The following is a 1,584-nucleotide window of genomic DNA, read 5'->3' as shown; positions in this document are numbered from 1 at the left end:
GCAGCGGGCTGCGCCATTGCTCGAGCAGCCCCGGCGGGGTCGGCACCTGGCGGATTGCATCGTCGGCCTGGAGGAACATGGTGTCGCCGATGATCACCTGCGGCCCGGCCGGGGTCTGCACCCGGAAGCGATCCGGGGCGACGAAGTCCATCGCGGTGCGTACCGGCTGCTGTGCACCCAGCACCTCCAGCTCGGCATGGAAGCTGCGCAGGGCGGCAAACCGCTGGCTGGCAGACAGCACCGCCTGTGCCGGATCGGCAGCGGGTACGGGCGTCGCCGCCTCGGTGGGCGCCGGTGCGCGGTCGCAGGCGGCCAGCAGCAGGCAGGCCAGCAGGGGCAGGACAGACAACCGGCGCATCGGGCGCTCCGCAGGGCAGGGGGCGCCCACGATAGCCCAATCGTCCGCCACAACGCCCGAGACTCGGACATAATCGGGGGCATGGACCGATACGAACGCATCACCGCCCTGCATCGTCTGCTCAAGTCCGCACGCTATCCGGTGACGGTGGCGACCCTGCAGGACAAGCTCGGTTGCTCCCGGGCCACCGTCTACCGCGACCTGGCGTTCCTGCGCGATGCGCTGATGGCGCCGATCGAGGGCGATGGCGAGGCTGGCTTCCGCTACCTGGCCGACGAGAGCGACCGCTTCGAGCTGCCCGGCCTGTGGCTGAGCTCGGAGGAGCTGCACGCCCTGCTGGCCTCGCAGCACCTGCTGGCCCGAACCGGCGGCGGTGTGCTGTCTTCGGTACTGGCGCCGCTGCAGCAGCGCATCGAGAGCCTGCTGGCTGCCCAGGCAGGTGTTTCCAGTTGGCCGGTGGACCGGGTCCGGGTAATCCCGCACCGCGGCCGCAAGTTCGATGAAGCCAGCTTCCGTTCGGTGGCCTCGGCAGTGCTGGAACGCAAGCAGCTGGGCTTTGAGTACCGTGCCCGCTCGACCGACGAAGCGACCAAGCGCACGGTATCGCCGCAGCGGCTGACCCATTACCGCGACAACTGGTATCTGGACGGCTGGGACCATGATCGCGAGGCCCTGCGCAGCTTCGCGGTGGACCGCATCTACAAGGCGCGGGTGATCGACAGCACCGCCCGCGATGTCGCCGACAGCGAGCTGGACGAGCAGCTGGGTGCCAGCTACGGCATCTTCTCCGGTGCGCCGAAGGGCTGGGCAACCATCCTGTTCAGTGCCAAGGCCGCGCGCTGGGTGGCCGACGAGCACTGGCACTCCAAGCAGCAGGGCCGCTTCCTCGCGGACGGCCGTTACGAACTGAAAGTGCCTTACAGCGTGTCGCGCGAACTGTTGATGGACGTGTTGCATTACGGGTCCGACGCCGAGATCGTCGAACCGATGATGCTGCGCGAGCAGGCCAAGGCATTGCTGGAACTGGCCCTGACCAACTACGAAAAATCCTGACACCTCCCCCGAGATCGATTGCGCCCATGAAGAAGACCCTGTTGCTGCCCCTGTTCGCCGCTGCGCTGGCCCTGACCGCCTGCGGCAAGTCCGGCGAGCCTTCGCAGAAGCTGGTGGTGGCCGCCACCGCCGTGCCGCACGCCGAGATCCTGGAAGTGGTCAAGCCGATCCTC

General features: G+C 68.1%; 1 protein-coding gene and 2 pseudogenes. 2 read left to right on the top strand and 1 reads right to left on the bottom strand.

What is annotated here, in order from left to right:
• Positions 1 to 358 (bottom strand): annotated as a pseudogene (locus DBR20_RS21575) (hypothetical protein); the annotation flags it as partial.
• 81 nt (positions 359 to 439) lie between these two features.
• Between DBR20_RS21575 and DBR20_RS21570 the strand changes: the two are divergent.
• Both DBR20_RS21570 and DBR20_RS23695 read left to right on the top strand, forming a co-directional pair.
• A complete protein-coding gene (locus DBR20_RS21570) occupies positions 440 to 1,411 on the top strand; it encodes a YafY family protein (protein ID WP_025877388.1) in 972 nt (323 codons plus the stop codon).
• 26 nt (positions 1,412 to 1,437) lie between these two features.
• A pseudogene (locus DBR20_RS23695) lies at positions 1,438 to 1,584 on the top strand (methionine ABC transporter substrate-binding protein); the annotation flags it as partial.

The sequence above is a fragment of the Stenotrophomonas sp. HMWF023 genome, assembly GCF_003060985.1.
GTDB lineage: Bacteria > Pseudomonadota > Gammaproteobacteria > Xanthomonadales > Xanthomonadaceae > Stenotrophomonas > Stenotrophomonas lactitubi.
The sequence above is the reverse complement of the archived record's forward strand: the minus strand, read 5'-3'. Positions and strand labels throughout refer to the sequence as shown.

Coding starts and splice junctions, on each gene's coding strand:
- DBR20_RS21570 (WP_025877388.1), top strand. CDS start 440: ATGGACCGATACGAACGCATCACCGCCCTGCATCGTCTGCTCAAGTCC.